The sequence below is a fragment of the Mesorhizobium sp. M7A.F.Ca.MR.362.00.0.0 genome, assembly GCF_004023175.1.
GTDB lineage: Bacteria > Pseudomonadota > Alphaproteobacteria > Rhizobiales > Rhizobiaceae > Mesorhizobium.
Genome location: NZ_RZTF01000081.1, coordinates 1 through 19,752, shown reverse-complemented (window position 1 = coordinate 19,752; position 19,752 = coordinate 1). Strand labels below are relative to the sequence as shown.

General features: G+C 60.5%; 17 protein-coding genes and 3 pseudogenes. 8 read left to right on the top strand and 12 right to left on the bottom strand.

What is annotated here, in order from left to right; translation table 11 throughout:
- The 10 genes and pseudogenes from EOC06_RS13275 to EOC06_RS13225 form a co-directional block, all read right to left on the bottom strand.
- A pseudogene (locus EOC06_RS13275) lies at nucleotides 1–346 on the bottom strand (ABC transporter permease); the annotation flags it as partial.
- Between the two features lie 23 nt (nucleotides 347–369).
- Entirely contained in the window at nucleotides 370–1,326 is a 957-nt protein-coding gene (locus EOC06_RS13270; protein WP_128307967.1) for an alpha/beta fold hydrolase, read from the bottom strand.
- Nucleotides 1,327–1,347: 21 nt separating this feature from the next.
- Nucleotides 1,348–1,752, bottom strand: a complete 405-nt coding sequence (locus tag EOC06_RS13265; RefSeq protein WP_006326052.1) for a hypothetical protein — start codon at nucleotides 1,750–1,752, stop codon at nucleotides 1,348–1,350.
- A gap of 37 nt (nucleotides 1,753–1,789) precedes the next feature.
- On the bottom strand, nucleotides 1,790–3,964 hold the full coding sequence (locus EOC06_RS13260; protein ID WP_164898565.1) for a YbhB/YbcL family Raf kinase inhibitor-like protein: 2,175 nt from the start codon (nucleotides 3,962–3,964) through the stop codon (nucleotides 1,790–1,792).
- A 98-nt stretch (nucleotides 3,965–4,062) separates the two neighbouring features.
- Complete coding sequence (locus tag EOC06_RS13255) at nucleotides 4,063–5,241, bottom strand: ABC transporter substrate-binding protein (protein WP_128307965.1); 1,179 nt, start codon at nucleotides 5,239–5,241, stop codon at nucleotides 4,063–4,065.
- Between the two features lie 184 nt (nucleotides 5,242–5,425).
- Nucleotides 5,426–6,001, bottom strand: a pseudogene (locus EOC06_RS13250) (tyrosine-type recombinase/integrase); the annotation flags it as partial.
- 292 nt (nucleotides 6,002–6,293) lie between these two features.
- Entirely contained in the window at nucleotides 6,294–7,856 is a 1,563-nt protein-coding gene (guaA, locus tag EOC06_RS13245) for a glutamine-hydrolyzing GMP synthase (RefSeq protein WP_128307964.1), read from the bottom strand.
- 55 nt (nucleotides 7,857–7,911) lie between these two features.
- Nucleotides 7,912–8,580: a 5'-methylthioadenosine/S-adenosylhomocysteine nucleosidase gene (locus EOC06_RS13240; protein WP_127270410.1), complete on the bottom strand. Its 669-nt coding sequence runs from the start codon at nucleotides 8,578–8,580 to the stop codon at nucleotides 7,912–7,914.
- A gap of 141 nt (nucleotides 8,581–8,721) precedes the next feature.
- Nucleotides 8,722–9,180: a PaaI family thioesterase gene (locus EOC06_RS13235; protein ID WP_013530371.1), complete on the bottom strand. Its 459-nt coding sequence runs from the start codon at nucleotides 9,178–9,180 to the stop codon at nucleotides 8,722–8,724.
- A 126-nt stretch (nucleotides 9,181–9,306) separates the two neighbouring features.
- Entirely contained in the window at nucleotides 9,307–10,596 is a 1,290-nt protein-coding gene (locus tag EOC06_RS13225) for an RsmB/NOP family class I SAM-dependent RNA methyltransferase (RefSeq protein WP_127807753.1), read from the bottom strand.
- Between the two features lie 182 nt (nucleotides 10,597–10,778).
- Between EOC06_RS13225 and EOC06_RS13220 the strand changes: the two genes are divergently transcribed.
- Nucleotides 10,779–11,456 (top strand): MIP family channel protein, encoded by a 678-nt coding sequence (locus EOC06_RS13220; protein ID WP_013530368.1) that lies wholly within the window; start codon nucleotides 10,779–10,781, stop codon nucleotides 11,454–11,456.
- Between the two features lie 341 nt (nucleotides 11,457–11,797).
- Here the strand turns inward: EOC06_RS13220 and EOC06_RS13215 are convergent, their stop codons facing one another.
- Nucleotides 11,798–12,802 (bottom strand): acyltransferase, encoded by a 1,005-nt coding sequence (locus EOC06_RS13215; protein ID WP_024502339.1) that lies wholly within the window; start codon nucleotides 12,800–12,802, stop codon nucleotides 11,798–11,800.
- 229 nt (nucleotides 12,803–13,031) lie between these two features.
- Between EOC06_RS13215 and EOC06_RS13210 the strand changes: the two genes are divergently transcribed.
- Nucleotides 13,032–14,669: a sulfatase-like hydrolase/transferase gene (locus tag EOC06_RS13210; RefSeq protein WP_128307968.1), complete on the top strand. Its 1,638-nt coding sequence runs from the start codon at nucleotides 13,032–13,034 to the stop codon at nucleotides 14,667–14,669.
- 349 nt (nucleotides 14,670–15,018) lie between these two features.
- Nucleotides 15,019–15,909: a LysR family transcriptional regulator gene (locus EOC06_RS13205; RefSeq protein ID WP_245456765.1), complete on the top strand. Its 891-nt coding sequence runs from the start codon at nucleotides 15,019–15,021 to the stop codon at nucleotides 15,907–15,909.
- 45 nt (nucleotides 15,910–15,954) lie between these two features.
- Here EOC06_RS13205 and EOC06_RS13200 read toward each other — a convergent pair whose 3' ends face one another.
- Nucleotides 15,955–16,758 carry a gluconolaconase gene (locus EOC06_RS13200; RefSeq protein WP_128307963.1) on the bottom strand — a complete coding sequence of 268 codons (804 nt, stop codon included), beginning with the start codon at nucleotides 16,756–16,758 and terminating at the stop codon, nucleotides 15,955–15,957.
- 438 nt (nucleotides 16,759–17,196) lie between these two features.
- Between EOC06_RS13200 and EOC06_RS13195 the strand changes: the two genes are divergently transcribed.
- From EOC06_RS13195 to EOC06_RS40805, 5 genes and pseudogenes are all read left to right on the top strand, one after another.
- Nucleotides 17,197–17,880 (top strand): glutathione S-transferase family protein, encoded by a 684-nt coding sequence (locus tag EOC06_RS13195; protein WP_127269670.1) that lies wholly within the window; start codon nucleotides 17,197–17,199, stop codon nucleotides 17,878–17,880.
- 84 nt (nucleotides 17,881–17,964) lie between these two features.
- Nucleotides 17,965–18,387 (top strand): hypothetical protein, encoded by a 423-nt coding sequence (locus EOC06_RS40135; RefSeq protein ID WP_164898564.1) that lies wholly within the window; start codon nucleotides 17,965–17,967, stop codon nucleotides 18,385–18,387.
- Nucleotides 18,347–18,931, top strand: a complete 585-nt coding sequence (locus EOC06_RS13190) for an N-acetyltransferase (RefSeq protein WP_206517178.1) — start codon at nucleotides 18,347–18,349, stop codon at nucleotides 18,929–18,931. Before EOC06_RS40135 ends, EOC06_RS13190 begins: the two co-directional genes overlap by 41 nt.
- A 355-nt stretch (nucleotides 18,932–19,286) precedes the next feature.
- Nucleotides 19,287–19,502, top strand: a pseudogene (locus tag EOC06_RS13185) (DUF899 family protein); the annotation flags it as partial.
- A 38-nt stretch (nucleotides 19,503–19,540) separates the two neighbouring features.
- Nucleotides 19,541–19,752 (top strand): hypothetical protein (locus EOC06_RS40805; RefSeq protein ID WP_206631184.1); only part of this gene is annotated, 212 nt, incomplete at its 3' end.

Sequence of the window (19,752 nt, the reverse complement as noted above, 5' to 3'; positions counted from 1 at the left end):
GGGCAAAGAAGAGCTGATAGAGAACGCCAATCCCCAGGGCGACCAGAAAGACGCCAAAGGGACCCGTGACGATGCCAAGGCCGTTGAGCTTGACGATCGTGACGTTGATGAAGGCGAGCAAGGGTCCAACCGCCAGGTCGACTGTCCCACGCCCCGCCACAGCCAGAGCCATAAGCGAGAATGTCGCCAGGATCAGGGGGGCCGACACGATGATCGCGCTGCCGAACCCCGACAAGGACACAAGGTTCGGCCCCCTGATGACCGCGGTGCTCAAGAGCAGCGCGATCAGCAGGATCGGGACCAACAGGTAAGTGTTTTGGGAACCCCTGGATTGGGACATCAACATTTGTCTTTCGTTGCTAGCGCAACCTAGAACTCGATGACCTTCCGGCCTTCACTGGGCCGCTCACTGCGAGCGGTCGACCGGCTCTCGGAAATGCTCCGTCCGGAAAGGGCATTGCCTCCCTGGCCGCGCCGTTCCGGATCGGCGCTGAGGATTTTCTTCAGCACGGGGGTGATGACTTCCTTGAACTTCGCCGGATCTTCCGATGTCGGGAAGTGGCCACCACCGAAGATCATGCATTCCGAATTCTTCACTTTTTCGGCCGTACGCAGGGTCATTTCGGGCGTACATGCGAAATCGTACTCGCCAGTCAGGAAGTAGATCGGCACCTTCCCGGAGATCTTCTGGCACTGGTCGCGGAAATCCGAATCGACGCTGTAAAAATACAGGTCGCCCTTGAAGATGCCCGGGCCGCCCTGCGCGTAGTACCACCAGGTCTCCCACCGGTAGTCGTCAGGAGACTGCGGGGCCATCAGACCGAATACAGAGGTCGCCACGACCTCGCCACCATGGATATGGGGGTGATGCAGCGGATCGATCCACCATCCCGGGGAATAGTCGCAGGCCTCGAGGGCGATAAAGGCGGAAAACTCGCTTTCGTAGCGCAGTGCCAGCGCCAGGCAGATATTGCCGCCCATCGACTGGCCCATGAGGACTGGCTTGCGCAGATCAAGGGCCCGGCAGAACGCCACGATGAACTCACAGTAAAATTTGGTTGTGAGTTTGTACTCGTCTTCCATCAGGTGAAAGTCAGCTGGCGGGATCGACTTGCCGTGCCAAGGCATGTCGAAAGCGATAACGCGGAAATTCTGGCTGATGTCCGGGTCGCACAGCTGGTGCCGATACTGGCGCCCGTCCGTGCCGGCCGTGTGCAGGCAGACCATCGGAATGCCCTCGCCGTGTTCCTCGTAATAGGTGCGGTACGTCTTGCCTTCGCACTGGACGTAGACGTAGCGCCCAACGATTGGATCGTGTGTATTCATGACAACTCTCCTGCGCTGCCGTTAAACTTGTCGCATCAGCGAGAGCATGCGCGTCAGCGCCCGCAGATTTTGCCAGAAGGGGAGCGAATTGCCCTCGATGATCAGCTGCTTGTGCAGCGGATGCGCCATCGCCCAGATGTCGTTGAACATCGGCGGTGGGATTTCCTGGGCAAATTTCGACCAGGCGCTGCTCGGCGCCTTGAGCCAAAATTCGACCCCCATGTCGTTCGGAGTGAGGCCTTGCGCGATCTTCTGGATCTTGCCGCCGCGGACGTCGACGAGATATTCCGTGTCGTCGAAGCCGAGCACGAACTTACTCGTGAAAAACCGCCCTACTACCGGCAAAATGCGATCGTCATTGACCTTCCTTGCCCACCGCTCGATCCACTCCAGATCAAAGCTGCTCCTGCTTCCATATCTACTCATGCGATCCTCCTGATTGGGGAATTACTTTGCCCGGTTTTTACGCGGGCAGAGACTTCTTTGCTGGCCCGTAGACTGCCACGAACGACGCTGCATCGATGGCCACCGGCATAACCGCAGCCGCAAATGCTCCAAGATCGGCGTCGGCCGGCAACTCGACCTTGTCCGCCCTGAGCGCATAGAGCGTGAAAAAGTACCGGTGAGCCCGGTCCGGCGGCCAAGGGCCGCCATATCCCTTGCCGAACCCCGGGATCTTGAATGTCACGAAATCGCTGTTGAACTCAGCAGCGCCGTGCGGCAGCCGCAGGCTGCCGCTGGCGCCTTCTGGGAGCTCACGAATCTCGACCGGAATGTTCGCCACCAGCCAGTGCGCAAACGAGCGGGGGAAACTAAATGCTTCCGGCAGGTCAGGATCGGTAACGGACAAGGCAAAGCTGCGCGTGCCTTCCGGCGGTCCTGACCAAACAAGTCGCGGCGAAAGCCGGTTGTCCTCGGCGAACCGGTCCGGGATGACGCTACCTGGCGCGATATCAGGACAACGCAGCGTAAAAGACGGGGTTGCCGCCATATGGTTTACCTCCTGTTTCAGCAGGGTTACAGACCTCGGCACCGGCCTGCCCTGCTCGAGTCTGGGATTGTGGCTCTCGGCGACCGCGACCGGGTTGCCTGGGCCATTCTCGTTGGCGGCCTCGCCGGGCAAGCGCGCCGTCGCGCGGCGGCCAAACATGGCGTTGAGGATGGCATGGCCATCGAAGGGCGGCTCGAAATCCGCCGATATGGCGCCATTGCGAAACACGTGAACCCGCGTGCACAGGTTCAGAAATTCCTCGAGTTCGCTGGAGAGGAAAATCACGGCGTTGCCCCGCGCAGCGAATTCCTTGAGGTTGCGATAGAGATCGAGCTTGGCCCCGACGTCGATGCCGCGGGCAGGATCGTTGAGCACCAGAACCACCGGTTTTTCCGCAAAGGCCCTGGCAATCAGTACCTTCTGCTGGTTACCGCCGGACAGCGACGTGATGAGGTTCTCCGGGCTCCCCATCTTGACGGCCAGTTTGCTGGATTCCCACTCAAACACCGGCGTCAGCTTGGTGCGGTTAATGAAGTTGAGCACACCGCCCGACCGGAATTCGCGATACACCGGAAGCAGCAGGTTCTCGTAAATGCTCAGATTGGCAAAGATGCCCTCTTTCTTGCGATCGCCGCTGACATAACTAATCTTATTGCGTCGCGCAGATGCCAAATCCGTGACCTCGCTGGCCTTGCCGTCATTGACCACGACCAACCGGCCGGCGATCGGAAACTGGATGCCAGCGATGCATCTCACGAAATCCGCCTGCCCCTGCCTGTCCAGCCCGGTGATCCCGATGACCTCGCCGGGATACACTGTGAAACTCACGGGTGCAGCGTCTGGCCAGACCCGAAAATCGGTTGCGCGCAGGACCGGCCGATCGCCGAGCCGCGTCGGCAGCGGCTGATCACGGTCTGTGCCGCTGCGCCCGGCACCGGCAATCAGTTCAAGAATCCTGGCCTCGGTAATCTCTTCTTTGGCAAGCCTGCCGACGTCCACCCCGTCACGCAGAACCGTCGCACGGTCGGCGATACGGACCAGTTCGGCGATGCGGTGGGTGACGATCAGGATGCTTGCTCCCCGCTGTTTGAGCTGCCGCATCTTGCGGAACAGCCTTTCCGTGGAATCGAAGTCTAGCGCGGCCGAAGACTCGTCGAGGATCAGGACCTTGGGATCAGTCAGAAGGGCCCTGGCTATCGTCACCCATTGTTTGACGCTCAAAGGCAGTTCACCCACCAACCCGGAGAGGTCGATGTCAAAGCCGAGGAGTTCGCGCATCAATGCGGATGCCTTGGCTTCTTTTTCTTCCCGGTTCATGGACGAGCCCAAAAGGCCGTCCGCCCCCAGGTAAAGGTTGTCCAGCACGGAACACTCATCCGCGACGAGCACTTCCTGAAAGACATTGGAGATGCCCAGCTGGCGCGCCTCGTGCGGGGACGTTGCCGACTTTCCAAGGATCGAGACCTGACCACTGTCCGGTATCAGGACGCCGGAGATGACCTTCGCCAGTGTGCTCTTACCCGAGCCGTTGCCGCCAATTATTGCATGAACTTCCCCCGCGTAGGCCGTCAGATTGCAACCGCCCAGCGCCACAGTCGGCCCGAAGGTCTTCCTGACCGATGAGAGTTCAACAGTAGGGTACGACATCACTGGTCCAGTTGGCCGACGTTCAGCGGCTAGACTTACACGGAATGAAAGAAATGCCATCCCGTCAGCGCTGACGGGATGGCCAGACCTGATTTTGGTCAGTTCGCTTTGAACGCCTCTGGATCGGCCGGACGCAGGAAGAATTGGTCCAGGTAGTCCTTGCCTGCCCAGTTCTCGACACCGACGTTGTACCAGCCGTCCGAATCTTCGCTGCAATCGGCCGGGACGGCCTTCTCAAGCTGATCGTAGGACATGGTCTGCGGCTTGGTCAGGATCGACTGGACCTTCGGGCCCTGGCCCTCGAGGGTGCGCATCATGACGTTCCAGCCGAACTCGAAGTCGTCGCCCGGAGGCCAGGCGTGGATCGCCTGTGAGACGAAATCCTTGTTATTGCGCCAGTAGCAAAGCGCGCCGATCTCACCGCCGATAGAGAACGGGACCATCTCGCGGCCGCTTTGCTGAAGCGCACGTAGGGCGCCGAGTTCAGACGCCGACTGAATGATGATGCCATTCAAATCGCCCGGATTGGTGGCCAGCCACTTCTGAATTTCGGACTGGGCAACCTGATCGGTCCACATGCCGGCAACCTGACCCACGACCTTGATGTCGGGGTATTTCGCTAAGGCCTTGAGAACCCCGACGTTCTGCGAGTCCGATGCCGACGCGCCAGGAATGCCTTCGACAACCAAGACATTGCCCTTGCCGTTGATTTGCTTGGCCATCCATTCGCCCAGCATGCTGCCGCCCACGACGAAGTTCGCGGACGTGTTCACCGCATAAGGCGAGGTGAGATAGCCAACAGCAGAAAATACCGGAATGTCACGCTGATGGGCGTATTCGACCGTCTGGTTCAGTGACGTCGGGTTCGAGCAGCAGACGATGATCGCGTCGACCCCTTGGTCTACCAACTGCCGCATCTGCTGGATCTGCGTGGAGTCGTTCAGATTTGACTGAGTGATGATCACGTCCTTGATCAGTCCGAGCTTCTTCCATTTCGGAATGATCTCTTCCTGGAGCCGCTTCATGACGTCGGCGCGCCACGTGTTACCAGCATAGGAGCTGGCGTAGCCGATCGTCCACGGGGGACCCTTCTTCGGCTTCCAGTCACGGTAGGCGCTTTCCGCGAGCGGCTGCATCGGGTCCATCATGTCTTTGTTATAGAGCTCGTCCTGAATGTTCTTGGGCAGCTCATCCACGCCACCGGCAAATGCAGGGCTGACGCTAGCGATCGTTGCGACAACGGCAAGCGATCGCAACATGGTTGCGAATGTCGTCAATTTTTCCTCCCTTAGTGCCGGGCGTTGAGCCGTGGGCACGCTGAGTTCACCGGAACCCGGGGACGACTATCGGGCAATCAGCACGTTGGCGGTAATACATTTTTCAAATGCGCCCTATACGCTTTCGCTATGGACCTGCCCCGCGTCGCGGGCCTGGCGTCACGCAGTGGCCGGGCACGGTACACGCTGGTCCAACTTCATCCGCCGGATTGGCCACCTTCTCCCCGTGCAAAATCGCGAAGCCGTAGATTTGCTTCAGGATGTCTCGAACATGGATGGCGGTCGCCGGGGCGCCACGCTCAACGATAGCGCCGCAATGAGCCCGCAGGTCATCCGGCGTATTCTCCGTCAGCAGGCGATTTCGCCAGGACGGAAGAAGCTCCCGCTCGAAGATGGCGCGCCGCATGGCGCGCGTGCTGTCGGCCATCGGTGCGGCAGTGAGCCACTTCTCCCAGAACTCGCCAAAGCTCTTCGCCTCTTTCAGGCGACGCTTGTCGCGCTGCTTCTCGATCGCCGGCGATCAGCCATCGCCAATAGCGCGCTTTGCGTCGAGGCACTTTTCTCGTGCCAACGCGAGCGAGATTCCATCCCGCCCATATCTGCCCAGATAGACCGTCTCGCGGCGTCCATTCAGCCTGTAATCCAGCCGAAACGAGATCGCGCCACTGGGCATGACGCGGACATACATGCCGTCCCGATCAGCAATCTTGTAGATTTTATCTTTTGGTTTCAGCGCTTTAAGAGCGATGTCCGTCAACATTCCCGTTGCCTCCTGAAAAGTACCGTCAGGACAATTTAGAGGCTTCGTGAGAGAAAATTCCCTTTTTGTCCAATGCCTTAAGGCACAAAAAGTACCGTCACGAGCCTCATTGACTCTGACGGTACTCAGAAAAAATCGGGTGGGCAATATGCGGAAGGTCCGTCAAGCGGTCCGTCAAAGCCAATCCTAGCGCACCGATTGTCGCTGATTGTCTCTGAAAGGATTTATGTTTGTTTTCAGTACTTTACGTCGCAGATTGGCGTATTTTCGGCGGCGTCTGAGTGGGCCTGAATCATTCCCACTCGATTGTTCCCGGCGGCTTCGACGTCACGTCGTAGACGACACGGTTGATGCCGCGGACTTCGTTGATGATGCGGGTGGCGGCGGCGCCGAGGAAGGCCATGTCGTAGTGGTAGAAATCCGCTGTCATGCCGTCGACCGAGGTGACGGCACGCAACGCGCAGACGAACTCATAGGTGCGGCCGTCGCCCATCACGCCGACCGTCTGCACCGGCAGCAGCACGGCAAAGGCCTGCCAGATGGCGTCGTAGAGGCCGGCTTTGCGTATCTCGTCGAGATAGATGGCGTCGGCCTCGCGCAGGATCTCCAGCTTTTCGCGGGTGATCCCGCCTGGGCAGCGGATGGCGAGGCCTGGGCCGGGGAATGGATGGCGGCCGATAAAGCTTTCGGGCAGGCCGAGCTCCTTGCCGAGCGCCCTCACCTCGTCCTTGAACAGTTCGCGCAGCGGCTCGACCAGCTGCATGTTCATGCGCGCGGGCAGGCCGCCGACATTGTGGTGCGACTTGATCGTCACCGACGGGCCGCCGGTGAAGGAGACGCTTTCAATGACGTCGGGATAGAGCGTGCCCTGCGCCAGGAATTCGGCGCCGCCGAGTTTCTTGGCCTCTTCCTCGAACACCTCGATGAACAGCCGGCCGATGGTCTTGCGTTTTTTTTCCGGGTCCGACTCGCCCTCGAGGGCGTCGATGAAACGGTCCGAAGCGTTCACCAGAATGAGCGGCAAATTGTAATGCTCGCGGAACATCGCCACCACGCCCGCGGCCTCGTCCTTGCGCATCAGGCCGTGGTCGACAAGGATGCAGGTCAGCTGGTCGCCGACCTCTTCGTGGATCAACAGCGCCGCAACGGAAGAATCGACGCCGCCCGACAGCGCGCAGATGACCTTGCCCTTGCCAACCTGCTTGCGGATCGTCTCGACCGCGTGCTCGCGGTAGGCGCGCATGGTCCAGTCGCCCTCGATGCCGGCGATGTTGTGGACGAAATTCCTGAGCAGCCGGGCGCCGTCGGGCGTATGCACCACCTCGGGATGGAACATGATGCCGTACATCTTGCGCTCGATGTTGCCGAAGATGGCGAAGGGCGAGCCCTCGGACTTGCCGAACACTTCGAAGCCCTTGGGCAAGGAGATGACGCGATCGCCATGGCTCATCCACACCTGATGGCGCTGGCCGGGCGCCCACAGGCCCTCGAACAGCGGGCTGTCCTTTTGTACCTCGACGAAGGCGCGGCCGAACTCGCGATGGTCGGAGCTTTCGGCGACGCCGCCCATCTGCACGCACATGGCCATCTGGCCGTAGCAGATGCCGAGCACCGGCACGCCGGAATCGAAGACGATCTGCGGCGCGCGCGGGCTGCCGATATCGCCGGTAGAAGCCGGGCCGCCGGAGAGGATCACGGCTTTCGGATTGATGCGCTTGAATGCCGCTTCGGCCGACTGGAACGGCACGATCTCGGAAAACACGCCGGCCTCGCGGATGCGGCGGGCGATGAGCTGGGTGAACTGGCTGCCGAAATCGACAATCAGGACGGTGTCGGGATGATTGGCTGTTTTCATGGCGAGCGTTTAGAGAAAGAAACGAGTCGACGCAATGGGTTGCGTAGCCCGACTTTCAGGCTGGTCCGGCATCTTCATGGGGTGGTTCCGTCCGAAGGGCGCCGTCGCCGATCGCCCGTTCGAGCCGCATGACGGCGTCCGCCAGCTTCTCGTCGATGACTTCAAGATATTCGGTCCAGTCGCCGACATGCCTGAGATCCGCCGCCCCGTCGGAAATGCCGCGCAGACCGATCAGCGGAATGTCGAACAGCTGGCAGGCGCGCAGGCAGGCGAAGGTCTCCATGTCGACCATGTCGGCGCTAACAGCATCATACGCCGCGCCAGTGATGATCGCGCCGCCGGTCGACAGGGTCGCCTGCTTGATGTCCGGTATCTTGAAGGGCAATGGCACGGTTACCGGCAGGTCGAGGAAGGGGGTGGCGCCCTTCTCGAAGCCGAGCGGCGAAGCGTCGATGTCACGGTAGCTGACCGAAACCGCCTGGTAGATTTCCGTCTGCTGCAGCGTCCGACTGCCGGCTGAACCGAGCGAAACAACGAGATCCGGCAGTGCTTTTTGCGATTTCAGCCAGGAGAGTTCAGCACCCAGCCTGACGCCGGCCTCGACCGGACCGACACCGGTCATCAGCGGCGTGAACAGCTGCTTGAGGTGCGGGCCGTATTCGGCCTGCGCCGCCATAACGAAGAGGACGTCCTTGCCCGACAGGCGGGAGATTTTATCGGCCATGATGATTTATTCCTCTCCGCCCGATCATCTGCTTATCTGCACCGCCGCTCGCCGGGACCCGCTGCCTCCGGCAGCTCCCGGCGTTCGTGGCCTTTCATCGTGCCACCGGCACGATGAATTCGCCTGCGGCGAACCGGCCACTCACCCTTCAATCCCATCACGGCCAACCACCGTCATCATGGTGCCGGTCATGGTGGCGATCAGCTTGGCCTCGCCGTCGGCGGCAAAGGCGTAGGCCTGGCCGTCGGCGACGATGATGGTGCGGCCTGGCTTGGTCACCGAGCCGCGGAACAGGAAGCGCTCGCCCCTGCCCGGCGCCAGGAGGTTGACCTTGAACTCGATGGTCAGCACGCCGGAATTTTCCGGCATCAGCGAAAAGGCGGCATAGCCGCAGGCCGAGTCCAGCGCCGTCGAAATGACACCGGCATGGAGGAAGCCGTGCTGCTGGGTCAATGCCGCCGAATAGGGCATCTCGATCTCGATGATACCGGGCGTCACCAGCGTCAGTTCGGCGCCGATCGTGGCCATCGCCTTCTGACGCGCGAAGGAGGTCCTGACGCGATCCTCATAGTCCGGGGCGGGTACGATCTTTGCTGCCATTGCCGCTGCCTTCCTTTACGCGGATAAGCTTATTGCAGAGGCATGGACGGCAGGCAAATGCTTTTGCTGCACTGCACAATCGACCTGGCCTGCCGGCCGGCGCAACGCATCCGTCGGGAATTGGATTCAGGCCGATCTGCGTAACGCACAGAGATAAAACCCATCGGTGCCGCTGAGCGCCGGCGACAGCGAGATGTCGCCTTTGGCGCCGATACGTGCGGCTGCCTCATGGCCGGGAAAACGGCTGTCCCAGAGCTGGCGGTGGTCGACGGAAACAAAGCCGCTGTTACGGTTCCGAAAGGCCGCGATCTGCTCACCGTTTTCCTCATCAAACACCGAGCAGGTGATGTAGACCAGCAGGCCGCCTGGTTTGACATAGACTTTGGCCGCATCGAGGATCGCCGACTGCTCGCCCTTGCGTGCATCGAGCTGCCTCTGCGTCAGCCGCCATTTGGCATCGGGACGGCGCCGCCAGGTGCCGCTGCCGGTGCAAGGCGCGTCGACCAGCACGATGTCCATGTGGTTGCCGAGCGGCGCGAGTTCGGCCGGCTTGGTGACGATCTGGACATTGCGGTTTTCAGAGCGGCGGATGCGGTCGAAGATGGGCGCCAGCCGTGCTTTTTCGGCATCATGGGCAAAGATCTGGCCGCGATTTTCCATCGAAGCCGACAGTGCCAGCGTCTTGCCGCCGGCGCCGGCGCAAAAATCCAGCACCTGCATGCCGGCTTCGGCCCCGGCAAGGGCGGCCGCGATCTGCGAGCCTTCGTCCTGGACCTCGAACCAGCCCTTCTGGAAAGCCGGCTCGGCCTGCACGTTCGGGTGCCGGCCGTCGCCGTCGATCGGCGGGATGCGGATGCCGTGTGGCGCGATTGCCGAGGGTTTCGCGCCGGTTCCCGTCAGTTCGGCCAGCACCTTGTCGCGGTTGGCCTGCAAGGTGTTGACCCTGAGGTCGAGCGGCGGGCGCGTTGCCAGCGCGGCGCCCTCGTCGGCCCAGGTCGAGCCAAAGGCTCGCTCGAAAAGCGGCGCGCACCAGTCCGGAACATCCGCTCGCACCGCGGCCGGCGCATCGTCAAGCCGGCGTTCGGCGATGGCCTGAAGCTCGGCGGCGGTCAGCAGCGGCGGTGCGAACTTGTCGCCATCGAGCGCCTCGTTGAGCGATTGTGCCGTCTGGCGCCATTCGAGCAGCAGCGCGCCGAAGCCGATGGCGCGCGGCGTGTCCTGCCCCAGCAGCCAGCCGGCGGAACGCTTGTGGCGCAAGGCGTCATAGACGATGTTGCCGATCGCCGCACGGTCGCCGCCGCCGGCGAAGCGATGCGACAGGCCCCAATCCTTCAGCGCGTCCGCCACCGGCCGGTGACGCCGGCCGATGTCTTCCAGCACTTCGATGGCCGCAGCCAGCCGTCCGCCCAGTCGCATGGTCTTGTTCCGTCACGCAGAAAATTATTCCGGCCCTGCTCTAGAGCGCGCAACCGGCGCGCACAAGCAGGTCGGCCTGCACAACCGCTCTGCTTTCCAACTTTTCTGGTTGCGAATACTCTTCCGGTTGTGATTCGCGGCGCGCAAAAGGTGGACCGGCGGATCGACACGAGGAGAGGGCAATGAAGACTTATCTGGCGGAAGTTCTAGGCACATTTCTATTGGTGTTCATCGGTACGGCTTCTGTGGTGACGGGCGGCTTCGGCGGCGCGCTGCCGCTCGGCCAGGAAGGCATCGGTCTGGCGTTCGGCATCGGCCTCATCGCGGCGGCCTATGCGATCGGCCCCATTTCGGGCGCGCATCTCAACCCGGCCGTGACGCTCGGCGTCTTCCTTGCCGGCCGGCTGCCGGCCAAGGACGTGATCCCCTACTGGATCGCGCAGGTCATCGGCGGCGTCCTTGCTTCGCTGGCGTTGTGGATCATCGTTTCCGGCCAGGTTGGCGGACACACCACCGGCTTCGGCGCCAATGGCTGGGATGTGACGAAATGGGGTGTCAGCTCGGCATTCCTGTGGGAAGTGATCGGCACCTTCACCTTCGTCACCGTGATCCTTGGCGTCACGGCTGAAAAGCACTCGACGGCGTTCGCCGGACTGGTCATCGGCCTGACGCTGGCAGGATTGCACTTCGCCATCATCCCGGTGACCGGCACGTCGCTCAACCCGGCCCGCTCGATCGGTCCGGCACTGTTTTCGGGAACTGCCGCGATCGGCCAGCTCTGGCTGTTCATCGTTGCACCGCTGATCGGTGGCGCCATTGCCGGTGTCGTCGCCAAGGCGCGCATCTTCGAGAAGGACTGAGCTCTTTGGAAGGCTGAATATGAAAAGGCGCGGGCCATGGCCCGCGCCTACGTGCTTGGCATAATGGAACCGCCAAGTCTTCTATTCCCCAATGACGACTTAAATAGGCTCGGCCTTAGATGGCAACTTTGTGCAGCATCGCTGACGTTGCGACCAGCTTTGCCATTTCTTGAACCGGCCATTGCATGAGTGCCGCAGATTGATTGGGACCGTAGACGGGCGCTGAGCTTGCTCGGATGCTCGGTTGCAGTCGTGTATGTGCTTTTCCGTGATCGCGTAAGTGAAGCTCCGGATTTTCAGGTGTTGAAGCCGCATTTGCGTAGGGCGACGGATAAGCCGGATTAGACCATTGCGAAGCGATTTCGCCGCCATGACTGAAACGGCTTTTCGACGAAGGTCCAAGACAGTGCGGCGATCGCAAGCGAAAGTACAAGCGTCACGACAAGGACCATGCGCCAGTCGTTGGTGTACATCAACGCCGCTCTGGAAATCGGATAGTGCCATAGATAGACCGAATACGAGATGATGCCGATATAGACGATCGGCCTCCATGCAAAAGCACGGGCTATCATCGTTTCATTGTTGAGCAGCGACACGACGAGGCCGGCCGACGCCATGTCGATAAGCGGTTGCAGATAGGCGGTCGATACAGGCTCTTGTGTTGCCACGAACGCAAGAACCACAAGCGCACCCAAAGACGACAGCCCTACGATATTGGCGTGCCGACCCTTGAGGCTGATGCCCGAAACAGACACTAATGCGCCCAACAGCAGACCAGAGAGCCGAGTGTCGAAACGGAAAGCAGTCATCTCGAACTCGGTGTAGTGATAAGCATTGCCCAGCCGCCAAAGCGTTGCCACGACGAACGCTATCGCAAGCGCCTTGATCCTTGACCTTTGGGCGAGCTTTGCCAGCCCCAGCACCGCCATCGGCCAGATCAGGTAGAAATGCTCCTCGACCGCAAGCGACCATGTGTGACCAAGCAGGGGAATGACGCCATGGAGCGCACTTACATAGTCCGCGAGATACAGAATCGAGATAGCGACGATCAGCCCAATAGGGACGTCCGGCCAGAATAGCGGCCCGATTATCAGGGCTGCGGCAAGCAACATAACAAGGGGCGGCATCAGCCTAACTGAGCGGCGCAGCAGAAACGCTCCGATCGCGATGGTGCCCGTACTGTCGGCCTCTCGCATCAAGAGCGACGTGATCAAAAATCCGCTCAAGACAAAGAAGATGTCAACGCCGATGAAGCCGCCAGGCATCCATGGGCTCTGGGAGTGATGCACGACAACCAGCATCGCGGCGAGTGCCCTGACGCCGTCTAAAGCTGGATTTCGTATCACTCAAGCATTACTCCCGCCAAGAAGACTTTAATCCTACCTTAGAACATCACGGCGGACCAGCCTTCTATGGCTGTCCGGCACCCTAAAAAGCAGGTTGCTTTCGCCCTACGACATTAGCTTTAACTAACTTAACAGATCGTTCAATGTGGAAAATTTTTCTGCATCTCCTTAGTATAGTTTTAAATGGTTCTCGATATTCACTTCGGACATCACCGTTCGAGTGCAAGGCATGCGCGGAATTCCTGCGGTTTCTTCCAGGCCAATCGCATCATTGGTTAGCGCCGCGACGGTGGGCTCGCTCACCTGGCTCGTATCGCTAATCAATCTCTCGGAGAAAAGGCTGCTTGTCATCCTTGGCCTTTGCGCTCTGTGGGCGCTTCTGTTGCTGGACCAGCAAAGCGCCAAGACAGATCAGCCAAGACGCAGGTGGTTCAGCATCTATCTATCGCTCATCCCCTGCTTCCTGTTTCTTGTCTATGTCTATCTCGAAAGCGTTTTCGGCTATTTCGATTGGGCTGCGATGTTCATGCATGTCGGTGCCGGGGTTCTTACCCCCGGCGTCGTTCTTGAATGTTTGATGAACACCGGAAACACGATACTGGTCATCTTGGTCGTGCTTCTCGGTCTCGGCGCGCTAAAGGCGCGCGGCACACTGACAAGGAGATTAGACGTCGCCCTGATGGCGTTCTTCCTGGCGGCAAACCCGATGCTGACGCGCCCGATCGCGGCGGCGGTCCATCTCAACCCGCTGCATGATTTCCTGTCCAAGCACTTCGTCGATATTACCTCGTTGACGAAACCGGCCGCGGGGGCGTCCGTGACCGCCGTGCCGAAGAACCTCATACATATCTTCATCGAGAGCGCCGAACGCACCTACATGAACGAGGCGACGTTTGGCGATGTCATGGGTCCGCTGCTCGAGTTCGACAGGCGTAGCCTCTCAGCGACCAACATGGTGCAGCTGGCCTACACCAACAATTCCATCGCGGGCATGGTCGCCGCGAATTGTGGAACGCCGCTGCTGATGTCGTATTTCACAACCCGCGAGTATCTGGAGGAGAATTCGCAGTTCCTGCCAGGCTTGACCTGCTTGGGCGACGTCCTGAAGTCGCGGGGCTATCGGCAGAGCTTCGTTTCCGGTTGGCCACTCGGCTTCACCGGTCAGGGGGCATTCTATGCCACCCATGGCTACTCATCGCTTTTTGGGGGATCGGAAGTCGTCGCTGCCGTCGCCGGGTCTGGCAGCACTTTTGGCGCCAGCGACGCCCAGGTTCTGGATATGAGTTTCGACATTTTGCGGCGCGCGCAGCGAGACGGCAAACCGCTCGCGCTGACGATCGCCGTCAGTGGTGGGCACGCGATGGACGGCTATCTGACGGACAAATGCATCGGCAAGACCGGACTTTCTCCGCAAACCCCCAATATTCTCCATGCCGTCAAATGCACGAACATGCTCATCGCGGACTTCATTCACAAAGCCGAGGCAGAAGGGCTGATGGCGAATACCGTTCTGGTGCTGCAAAGCGATCACCTCAGCGCGCCGAGCACGGTGACGGATCAGTTGAACAGGTTTGAAAGACGCAACTTTTTCTCCCTGTCGGGCGATGGCATTCGCCCCCGCACATATACCGGACTTTCGAGCGTGGTCGATATATTCCCGACTATTTTGGACGCTCTAGGCGTGCCGCTCCCGAATGGCAAGGCTGCATTTGGCGTCTCGCTGCTCGGGGATCGACCGACAATGGTCCAAGCGCTTGGGCAGGCCCAACTCGATGACGCGATCTATGCCGACGATGTTCTCGTCAGATCATTCTGGCAACTGAAGCCGGCACGGACGGCTGCGGCGTCCGAGGCTGAACCTCGCTAATGCGAAGCACATGCCGGCTGAGCACTCGACATCGGTTCGCCTCTTAGTGCTCCCCGTATTGAAACCGGACGTTCCACGATGTGCATCCAGCCGTCGGCATCATCCCCTCGCGGGTCTTGTTGTCGTCAAGGCTACCCGGACCAGCCGTCCCGATTGCCGTCACCTCAGTAACCTGACCGGGCGGGAAAGGAACTTCGAAGCCATTGCAGGATTGACTGGAGCCGCATGTCCTTCAGTCTCCGGAACCGTGCTAGAGATTGCTACCGATTGAATAGCGCCTGCTGTTTCGAGGTCCCCCTGCTGGTTCGAGGTCCCATTGACAAAACGGCTATCGGATTTCGACATTGGCTTGCTGCTGACACTCGACGCGCTGTTGAAGCACCAGAACGTCACCCATGCGGCGGCGAGATTGAACATTACCCAATCGGCTTTGTCGGCCCGCCTGACGCGGCTGCGTCAATTGCTGAACGACCCCCTCTTCACAACGGCGGCGTCCGGACGGGGAATGATCCCGACGCCTCACGCTCTGGCACTTGAGCCCGAACTCACCCGGCTGCTCGAACGGTTGAGCGATTTCGTGAATACTGCTCATCTGTTCGACCCCGCGACAAGCAAACGTGTCTATCGCATTGCCGCAACGGACAATCCGGCAGCGATCCTGGCGCCGGACCTCATTCCGCGGTTCAAATCCCAAGCTCCCAACGCAAAGGTCGCCTTTACGGTGCCCAACAAGCCGAGGATCGTCGAGCATCTGGAGCAGGGCGACATCGATCTCTTCATCGGAGCCGCGGAAGACGGTTCGAGTGGTCTGATCGGGCAGAAGCTGTTCGAAGAAGAATTCGTTACCGCCCAGCGGCACGGCCATCCGCGTGGCAAGGGGTCAATCACCCTGGACGAATTCTGTGCCCTCGACCATCTGCTCATTTCGACGAGCGGCGGGCATTTTGCAGGGATGATCGACGACGCGCTTGCCGAGATCAGCCGCTCGCGCAATGTGACGGTCTCCATCCAGAGCTACGCACTGGCCCCGCTCGTTCTGGAAAACAGCGATCTGATCTGCACCCTGCCCCGGCGATTCCTGAGGCGCTTCGCTCAAGTCCTCGATCTGTTCGAAGCCCCCTTGGAGCTCTCGCCGTTCGCAATGAACCTGTTCTGGCACCCACGAATGCGCAGCGACCCCGCCCACATATGGCTGCGCAAACTGGTGATACAGAGCGCTCGCAGCGGTCACGAGGGGTAGTGGCCGAACACCACGCAATCGTTCCGGCTACCACATGCCGTGCAATCAGAGCTTCTGAAGCAGGTAGTCGCCAACCTTGTGGGCAGCCGGATCGAACAGCGTGTCGAGCCGCGAATTCAGTACGTAGACATCGTCGCCCAAGATCGCCGCGGCCGTCGGCATCGACATGATGCTGCGCTCCTGCCGGACGATCGTCGCCGATGCCCACCCGTCGGCGGATACCAGTTCGACGGTGCGATCTGCGCCCAGGTTCTGCACCACGATGAGGTGCTGGTCATCGATCAACTGAATGCCGTCGGCACCCGTGAGGGCCTCGGGCAGTTTAACCGGATCGATCTTGCGGGGGTCGGCGATACTGACGCGAAACAGCTCACCCGTATTGTATTTGCCCACGAGCAGATAGCCATCCTTGTGCCAGGCGATGCCGTTCAGCTTGAAGCCGTCGCCATTCGTGAAGCGTGGATCCTGCGCAAAGATCGCCGCCTCGCCCGCTGTGTCGATCCGATAGACGATCGGAGCAAAACTGTCGGTCACATAAGCGTTTCCGTCGGCATCGAGCGCGATGTCATTGGCAAAATGCGTACCTTCGCTGAGGCTGCCGAGATCGTAATAGGCCCGAGGCTGGCCGGTCGTGGCATCGTAGGTGGCCACCGCCGCAAGCTTGCCCTTGCTCGCCGCACCGGTGCGATCGCCGACGCCCGGATCGGAGTTCGTCACCCAAAGCGTGTTGCGCTTGTCGTCGACGAGCAGACCCGCCGTGGAAACCAGCCTCGCATCGTGCACGAACACCGTGTACTTCCCGGTTTTGTCGACCTTGGCCACCAGGCCATGACGCACCGAGCCGACCATAAAGGTGTCCTGCCTGGCCGACCATGTCATGCTCTCCGGTTAACTCTGGTCGGAGGCGAACGAAATCCCCTGAGCCGTGCTGCCGGCCATCGATGGCGATACAATGTTGAAGAGAATCATGGCTGCGACGCCAGACATTAGAGAACGAGAGATCATGATTGGTTCCTTTCGGTCGGTTGATGTCACCGCTCTAGAACTCTGAGCGCGCCTCGAGAAATCGCGTTTCACGATGAGACGAATCGATCGCGTTCATGGGTTTGGGACTTGTTAAAATCCAAACCCGTCCGATCGCCCGACCTGCCATGAACGGGCTCGATGCCACCAATCCGCAAGATCGATTGGCGTGTTGGCGGGCAGGCCAGCATGTTTCAGGCGCTCAACATCAGCAGACGCCGATCGGGCGGACTGGGTGGATGTTCAACGATGGAACAGAAAAAGATGCTCAATCTGTATTTTCACGCCACGCCGAATTCGATGAAGGTGGCGGTGCTGCTGCAAGAGCTGGAATTGCCCTTCGACGTCTCGCCGGTCGATATCTTCAAAGGCGAGCAGCACACGCCGGAATTCAGGGAGATCAATCCAAATGGCAAGGTGCCGGCGATGGTTGACGGGGAGGTGACGATATTCGACTCCCACGCCATCCTCCTCTACCTCGCCGAGAAGCACGGAAAATTCATTCCGGGCGAACTGAAGGCCAAGGCTTTGATGCTGTCATGGCTTCAGTTCGTGGCAACGGGCCTATCGCCGTTTTCCGGCCAGGCAATCCACTTTCTGCATTACGCGCCGGAAGATATCGCCTATGCGAAAAATCGTTACGTGAAGGAGCTCGAGCGCCACTACGCGGTTCTGGACCGTCGGCTTGGAAAGGCCCGCTATCTGGCCGGCGACGAGTACACGATCGCCGACATGGCGCTTTGGGGCTGGGCCGCCTCCGCCGGATATGCATTCGGCGAGAAGGGTCTTGGCGACTATCCCAATGTCGTGCGCTTCATGGACGAGGCGACCAAGCGCCCTGCGGTCCAGCGAGCCCTGGACATGAAGGCAAGGCATACCTTCAAGGCTGATCTCGATGCGGAATCACGTCGCGCCATGTTCCCGCAAAACGAGGCAGATGCCGTATGACCCGTGCCACCGGCAGTTTCTGCTGCCGGTGGATTCGAGCACCGCTGGCGGCCGGGTTCAGTGCGATGCTCGGATGCCCAACCAATGCAGTGCAATGTCAGCCTGGACGACCCAGCGCTATTAGACGCCAATCGAGTTCACGGCTCGACGTCGGCTCAGCTGCAGCGCGAGACCAGCCCTCAAGCCTTCTTCTGCGTCACCAGCCCCAGTTCCTCGACCATCGCCTCGCATCAAAAGCTTCTGCGGCTTGCTGACCGTCATCGGCAATTCGGTGCGGAAGCGGATGTGGCGCTGGATCTTGTAGTGGGCGATCTGGCCGGGCTTGAGCACGATCCGGGCAGCTTCAGCTTTTCCAGAACCGCTGAGCCGACAGCAACCGGTATCGCTCCCACTCCATCCGGGTTACGATGCGTTGCTGAGAACGGGCGCGGGCGCCTCGTCGAACCACCTACGTCAGGAGGGCAGCGTGAAGTCGCCGACAGTGAGAGTTATGGACGCAGCCGATGAAGATTCAGCGGTCGAGATAATCGTGCTGGCGTTTGCAGCGGACCCTATGGCGCGGTGGACCTGGCCGCATGCACACCCGTACCTTGCAGCCATGCCGCGAATGGCGCGTGCGTTCGGGCGCAGGGCATTCTCTAACGGAAGCGCCTTTTGCACCGACGGCTACGCCGGGACGGCGCTGTGGCTGCCGCCCGGCGTGCATTCCGACGAGGAAGAGCTTGGCGCCGTGATCGAGAGCACGGTTGAATCCTCTCTCGCCCCTGAAACCGCGGCCATATTCGAGCAGATGGCCACGTACCACCCGACCGAACCGCATTGGTACTTGCCCCTGATCGGCGTCGACCCGGCGCATCAAGGCGAAGGTCACGGCGATGCCTTGATGGCGTACGCACTCGCGCAGTGCGACCGCGATCACGCGCCGGCCTATTTGGAATCCTCGAACCCGCGTAACATATCATTCTACCAGCGGCACGGCTTCGAATCGCTCGGCGCGATCCAGGTCGGTTCGTCGCCGACGCTCATCCCGATGCTGCGGCGACCTCGTTGAGCGTCAGTTTGATCAGATAGTTTGACCCTTGGGACGTTCAGGGCGTCCACGGAGCTGTCGAGCACACCCGTCGAAGCCGCGCACCTGGCCCTTCTCGCCGGTGGGAAAGCGGATCGCGGGCACCTCTTGGCAACTGTGCCAACTTCGCGGGATGATAGGGCCGCTGCCCGCCTATAGATCAGCTTATGACAGCTATCTCGCTTGCCGCGCGGTGAACCGCCATTCTGCAGACGGCCCCCATTGAAATCACGTCACACTTGTAACTCCCATCTGGCCTCCGTCCGAAATAGCGTTTCCGGATCGCAACCGTTGGAAACGCCGAATTCGACCGAGGACCGGAAATGACGATGTTTGCAGCAACGGGGAACGCCCATGGCGGGAGACCGGCGAGGAATGGCCCGGCGTCAGCGCCTTCTTCAAGCACGCGGGCGAGGTCTTTCGCACCTACTCCACCTACGGGCGCGGCGTTGAGGTGATGATGGGCACCTACGCCATGCTCGACCTCATGCCGAAAGGCCGCAACGAGAAGGAGGGAATGGACTGGGTACGTCGCCACGATCGATACGAGTAGCCACTCCGGGAAGCCGTGGAATGACGCTCGGATGACAAATGAGCCTTTCTGCGTCACGGCTCACGGCCGGCAGCTTTGTGCGGAAGCCGCCCAAAGCCGCCAGTCCGCTCTCGGCCCGATTGAGACGTCATTACCTCGTCGCCGTCGTCGACAGTTGGCTCAAAGCAACCCAGCCGCACCGCGAAGCCAGCCCTCAAGCCGTCTTCTGCGCCACCAGCCCCAGTTGCTCCACCATCGCCTCGCGCATCAG